The sequence below is a fragment of the Inquilinus sp. genome, assembly GCF_057815775.1.
The window spans coordinates 1-5,216 of record NZ_JBYRFX010000298.1; the positions used below are offsets into that span (position 1 = coordinate 1).

8 protein-coding genes are annotated in these 5,216 nt (G+C 67.3%); 7 read left to right on the top strand and 1 reads right to left on the bottom strand.

The genetic code is table 11. From position 1 onward, the window contains the following. Together AC3XYG_RS10610 and AC3XYG_RS10615 are read left to right on the top strand one after the other, a co-directional pair. Positions 1–266 (top strand): zinc-binding dehydrogenase (locus AC3XYG_RS10610; protein WP_489139795.1); only part of this gene is annotated, 266 nt, incomplete at its 5' end. A 150-nt stretch (positions 267–416) separates the two neighbouring features. Then, positions 417–1,010, top strand: coding sequence for a DUF1013 domain-containing protein (locus AC3XYG_RS10615; protein ID WP_489139796.1), 594 nt, complete (start codon positions 417–419; stop codon positions 1,008–1,010). 82 nt (positions 1,011–1,092) lie between these two features. Here AC3XYG_RS10615 and AC3XYG_RS10620 read toward each other — a convergent pair whose 3' ends face one another. Next, the gene (locus AC3XYG_RS10620; protein ID WP_489139797.1) at positions 1,093–1,260 is read right to left on the bottom strand and encodes a YdcH family protein; all 168 of its coding nucleotides are present in this window, start codon (positions 1,258–1,260) and stop codon (positions 1,093–1,095) included. A 269-nt stretch (positions 1,261–1,529) separates the two neighbouring features. Here AC3XYG_RS10620 and AC3XYG_RS10625 point away from each other — a divergent pair, with 269 nt between their 5' ends. The 5 genes from AC3XYG_RS10625 to purE form a co-directional block, all read left to right on the top strand. Continuing rightward, positions 1,530–2,267 (top strand): acetoacetate decarboxylase, encoded by a 738-nt coding sequence (locus AC3XYG_RS10625; protein ID WP_489139798.1) that lies wholly within the window; start codon positions 1,530–1,532, stop codon positions 2,265–2,267. Between the two features lie 113 nt (positions 2,268–2,380). Further along, on the top strand, positions 2,381–3,532 hold the full coding sequence (locus AC3XYG_RS10630) for a DUF3734 domain-containing protein (protein WP_489139799.1): 1,152 nt from the start codon (positions 2,381–2,383) through the stop codon (positions 3,530–3,532). Between the two features lie 60 nt (positions 3,533–3,592). Further along, on the top strand, positions 3,593–4,312 hold the full coding sequence (locus AC3XYG_RS10635) for an MOSC domain-containing protein (protein WP_489139800.1): 720 nt from the start codon (positions 3,593–3,595) through the stop codon (positions 4,310–4,312). Positions 4,313–4,457: 145 nt separating this feature from the next. Then, positions 4,458–4,658 (top strand): YdcH family protein, encoded by a 201-nt coding sequence (locus AC3XYG_RS10640; protein ID WP_489139801.1) that lies wholly within the window; start codon positions 4,458–4,460, stop codon positions 4,656–4,658. 71 nt (positions 4,659–4,729) lie between these two features. Then, positions 4,730–5,216 (top strand): 5-(carboxyamino)imidazole ribonucleotide mutase (gene purE / locus AC3XYG_RS10645; protein WP_489139802.1); only part of this gene is annotated, 487 nt, incomplete at its 3' end.

Below are 5,216 nucleotides of genomic sequence, written 5' to 3' on the forward strand. Positions count from 1 at the left end.
CCTTCCAGAAGGGCATGAAGGTCGAAATCGACCTGCAGAAGGTGATGGCGAAGCGCCTGACCCTGACCGGATCGACCCTGCGGCCGCGCAGCGTGGCCGAAAAAGGCAAGATCGCCGCCGCCCTTCAGGCCGAGGTCTGGCCGCTGATCGAGGCCGGCCGGATCCGCCCGCTGATCCACGCCACCTTCCCGCTGGCCCGGGCGGCGGAGGCCCATGCGCTGATGGAAAGCGGCGAGCATGTCGGCAAGATCATACTCCTTGCTTGACTTGCGCGCGCTTCATCCCTAGGTCGAGCACAGTGGGCGGCGCCGCGCCGACCCCGCTCCCCTCCCTTAGATACTACGAGTGAGAGAGGACAGGTCGGCCGCCCCCGGCCGGTCGCGGCGGGATCGCTTTGCGCAGAGGAGAACGCGACGATGAACAAACAACCTTTGATGCCGAAGGCGACCGCCGTCTGGCTCGTCGAAAACACGTCGTTGAGCTTCGACCAGATTTCGGCCTTCTGCGGCCTGCATGAGCTGGAGATCCGGGCCATCGCCGACGGCGAGGTCGCGATCGGCATGGTCGGGATGGACCCGATCGTCAACGCCCAGCTGACCCTGGCCGAGATCGAGCGCTGCCAGGCCGACCCCAAGGCCCGGCTGCGCATGGCGATCTCCGACATGCCCCAGCCGGTCGCCCGTTCGAAGGGCCCGCGCTACACGCCGGTGACCAAGCGCGGCGACAAGCCCGACGCCATCGCCTATCTGCTGAAGGAGCATCCGGAGCTGTCGGATGCGCAGCTGTGCAAGCTGATCGGCACCACCAAGCCGACCATCCAGGCGATCCGCGACAAGACCCATTGGAATTCGCCGAACCTGAAGCCGCGCAGCCCGGTCATGTTGGGTCTTTGTTCCTACATGGAACTGGATGCGGCGCTGACCAAGGCGCGGGCCCACCTGCCGCCAGGGTCGATCCCGACCCCCACCGTCTCCTATGGCGATGACTCGGACGAGGCCAACGACGACTGAGCCCGGCACGGGGGCCGGATACGGAAAGGGCGGCGCCCCCCGGCACCGCCCTCGAAACTCGTGGAGAGTCCGATCTCTCCGTTCAGAAATGGTCCAGCCGGGCCATTTCGTCCTTCAGCCTCAGCTTTTCCTTCTTCAACCGTACGACTTCGATCTCGTCGGGTAGCGGACGGTGAACCGCATCATCGAGTGTGCGGTCCAGGGCGGCGTGCTTCGTCTTAAGCGATTCCATACGCTCGGCAACGGCCATCTCTCGCTCCTCCGTTAAAGCTGGGTACGGTGGTTCAGGCCCCTCCTCTTTCGGATATGTTACGCCGAGATGGCAGCTACAAGTCAACGCGGCTTCTTTTCCTGACATCAGGGCGAGGCAATCCGTCGCCGGGTGGTCGACCGCCGCAGGGCGCCGCGACAAAACCGACCTCGCGATGTGAAATTTCCTTAACACGGCGCTTTCCCCATTTCCGCACCGGTCCGCTCGGCTAACATTGTGCAGCGCACAACGAACCGAGGACAGACGCGATGGACCGCGAGACCGTGCGGAAGACCGCCTTCGCCATGCCGCTGACCAGCCCCGCCTTTCCGCCCGGGCCCTACCGTTTCGTCAACCGGCAATACTTCATCATCCGTTACCGCACCGACCCCGAGGCGCTGCGCCGGGTGGTGCCCGAGCCGCTCGAGATCATCGAGCCGGTGGTGAATTACGAATTCATCCGCATGCCGGATTCGACCGGCTTCGGCGACTACACCGAAAGCGGCCAGGTGATCCCGGTGCGCTTCGAGGGCCAGGTCGGCGGCTACACCCACCAGATGTTCCTGAACGACCATCCGCCGATCGCCGGCGGGCGTGAGCTGTGGGGCTTCCCCAAGAAGCTGGCCCAGCCGACCCTGGCGGTCGAGACCGACACGCTGGTCGGCACGCTGAATTACGGGTCGGTCCGCATCGCCACCGGCACCATGGGCTACAAGCACCGCACCCTCGACCTGGCGGCGGAAACCAAGGGGCTGGGCGCGCCGAACTTCCTGCTGAAGATCATTCCGCATGTCGACGGCACCGCGCGGATCTGCGAGCTGGTGAAATTCTACCTCGAGGATGTCACGGTGAAGGGCGCCTGGACCGGGCCGGGAGCCCTGGACCTGTACCCGCATGCGCTGGCGCCGATCGCGGAGCTGCCGGTGCTGGAGGTGCTGTCGGCCAAGCATCTGGTCGCCGACCTGACGCTCGGCCTCGGCACCGTCGTGCACGACTATTTGGCCTGAGCCGGCCACCGGGGCGCGATTGCACCTCGATTTTTCAGGATGGAGCCGGACGATGCGACATCGTCCGGCTCATGGGAGAACACTCGATGCGAGGCGCAAAACGGAAGCAGGCCATGGGGGCCCCCGGGCCGGTCGACCTGCCCTCCTACGACGTCGTGGCCCTGGTGCTGCAGGGTGGCGGGGCGCTCGGCGCCTACCAGGCCGGGGTCTATGAAGGGCTGCACGAGGCCGGGATCGAGCCGACCTGGCTGGCTGGCATCTCGATCGGCGCGCTGAACACCGCCATCATCGCCGGGTCGCCCGAAGCCCAGCGCGTCGACCGCCTGCGCGAGTTCTGGGAGACGATCTGCGCCGTGCCGGCCTCGCTGCCGGGAATGGACGGCTTCGGCGACCTGCCCTTCGCCTTCGATTTGCGCTCGGCCCACAACACCGCCGCGGCGATGCGCGCCCTGTTCCAGGGCCAGCCCGGCTTCTTCAAACCGCGCTTCCCGCCACCCTACCTGTCGCCCTTCGCCGGCGATGCCGCCACCAGCTTCTACGACACCACGCCGCTGCGCGACACGCTGGAGCGGCTGGTCGATTTCGACCGGCTGAATTCGGGCGAGATGCGGGTCAGCGTCGGCGCGGTCAATGTCCGCAGCGGCAACTTCGTCTATTTCGACACGACGGACCGGCGGCTGGGGCCGGAGCATTTCATGGCCTCCGGCGCGCTGCCGCCCGGCTTCCCGTCGATCGAGATCGACGGCGAGCATTACTGGGATGGCGGCGTGGTTTCGAACACGCCGCTGTCCTATGTGCTGTCGACCGAGCCACGACGCGACACCCTGACCTTCCAGGTCGACCTGTGGTCGGCCAAGGGCGAGCTGCCGGACGATCTGATGGAGGTGTCGAGCCGGCAGAAGGACATCCAGTATTCCAGCCGGACCCGCGCCATCACCACCTACATGATGCAGATGCAGAAGATGCGCCAGGCGCTGCAGATTGTGATGGAGAAGCTGCCGGAGGACGCGAAGAAGGACCCGGCGATCCAGGCCATCGCCGACCTGGCCTGCCACCGCGCCTACAACATCGTCCACCTGATTTACCAGTCAAAGGCCTATGAGGGGCATTCGAAGGATTTCGAGTTCGGGCTGGACGCGATGCGCGAGCATTGGCAGAGCGGCCTGGACGACATCCGCCGCACCCTGGCCGATCCGCGCCGGCTCGACAAACCCTCGGCCGACACCGGTGTCGTCACCCACGACGTGCATCGGCTGGACCGGTAGCAGGCCGGTTGCCTCCGTCTTTTCTTCAGCCATAATGCAGCGAAGAAAACGAGGGAGGCCATGGAAGGACGGGTCGCGGCGCTGTGGCGCTATCCGGTCAGCTCGCTCGGCGGCGAGGCCCTGGCCGGCTGCACCGTCGGTCCGGCCGGGCTGGCCGGCGATCGGGTCTGGGGCCTGGCCGACCGCGACAGCGGCGAGACCGCCTTTCCGGAATCGAAGCGCCGCTGGCGGTCCGCGCCCCAGGTCGCGGCCCGCCTCACCGACGCCGGCTTGAGGCTCGATTTTCCGGACGGGCGCAGCCTGCCACCCGAGGAGGCCGGGGACGCGCTGGCCGGGCATTTCGGCTTTCCCGTGCTGGTCCGGCCGCATGCCGACGACGCCGACGACACGGCGACATCAGGCCCGCTGAAGCCGCGCTACGAGCGCCACCCGATCCATATCCTGACCACGGCGTCGCTGGCTGCGCTGCAGGCGATCCTGCCGGACAGCGCCATCGATATCAGGCGGTTCCGGCCCAATCTGGTGCTCGACCTGCCCGGTGCGGAGGGCTTTGCCGAGACCAGCTGGATCGGGCGGTCGGTGGCGATCGGCACCGCCCGCATCCGCGTCGTCGACCCCTGCGTGCGCTGCGCCTTCACCACCGTGGCGCAGGGCACGCTGCCGCAGGACCCCGCGGTGCTGATGGCCATCACCAGGCGCAACGCCACCCATTTCGGCGTGCTGTGCACGGTCGAGGCGCCAGGCGAGATCCGGGTCGGCGACATCGCGAGGATCGCGTGACCCGATTTTGCCTCCCGGCGGCTGTAAACCATTGATGCGGCAGCCGGACGCCACCCCCGCGTCAAACGCGTTCCGGTCGGGGGGCCGCCTGCGCTATGATCCCGGCCGCTGAAATCCGGATCCGCATGAAAGGTCGACGGAGGGAATGATCGACATCGAGTCGATGCAGGAAAAGCTCGCCGCATTGCGGATCGAGCACCGCGATCTTGACGAGATCATCGACCGGCTGACCGCGGACGGGCCCATGAACCAGCTGCAGATCCAGCGCCTGAAGAAGCGCAAGCTGATGCTCAAGGATCAGATCACCATGATCGAGAGCCGGATTCTGCCCGATATCATCGCCTGACCATCATCACCGCCTGCCCCATCATCACCTGACCGGCCCATTCGCCCGCAAGACCGAGGATCACCCGACCCATGGCCGAACCCGTCGCCCCCGTGGCGATCATCATGGGCAGCCAGTCCGACTGGGAAACCATGCGCCACGCCGCCGAGACGCTGGCGCTGCTGGGCATCGCCCATGAGGCGCACATCGTTTCCGCCCACCGCACGCCGCAGCGGCTGTATGATTTCGCCAGCGGCGCCCGCGACCGCGGCGTCAAGGTGGTGATCGCCGGTGCCGGCGGCGCGGCACACCTGCCCGGCATGGCGGCGGCGCTGACGCCGCTGCCGGTGCTGGGCGTGCCGGTCGAAAGCAAGGCGCTGAAGGGCATGGACAGCCTGCTGTCGATCGTGCAGATGCCCGGCGGCATCCCGGTCGGCACCCTGGCCATCGGCAAGGCCGGCGCGATCAACGCAGCACTGCTCGCCGCCGCGATCCTCGCCCTGGCCGACCCCGCGGTGGCCGATGCGCTGGACGATTGGCGCCGGCGCCAGACCGCAGCCGTGGCCGAGCACCCGAAGG

What these genes read in the sequence shown, in the direction of transcription:
- AC3XYG_RS10640 (WP_489139801.1), top strand. Translation starts at nt 4,458, where the DNA reads ATGATCGACATCGAGTCGATGCAGGAAAAGCTCGCCGCATTGCGGATC.
- AC3XYG_RS10615 (WP_489139796.1), top strand. Translation starts at nt 417, where the DNA reads ATGAACAAACAACCTTTGATGCCGAAGGCGACCGCCGTCTGGCTCGTC.
- AC3XYG_RS10630 (WP_489139799.1), top strand. Translation starts at nt 2,381, where the DNA reads ATGGGGGCCCCCGGGCCGGTCGACCTGCCCTCCTACGACGTCGTGGCC.
- AC3XYG_RS10620 (WP_489139797.1), bottom strand. Translation starts at nt 1,260, where the DNA reads ATGGCCGTTGCCGAGCGTATGGAATCGCTTAAGACGAAGCACGCCGCC.
- AC3XYG_RS10635 (WP_489139800.1), top strand. Translation starts at nt 3,593, where the DNA reads ATGGAAGGACGGGTCGCGGCGCTGTGGCGCTATCCGGTCAGCTCGCTC.
- AC3XYG_RS10625 (WP_489139798.1), top strand. Translation starts at nt 1,530, where the DNA reads ATGGACCGCGAGACCGTGCGGAAGACCGCCTTCGCCATGCCGCTGACC.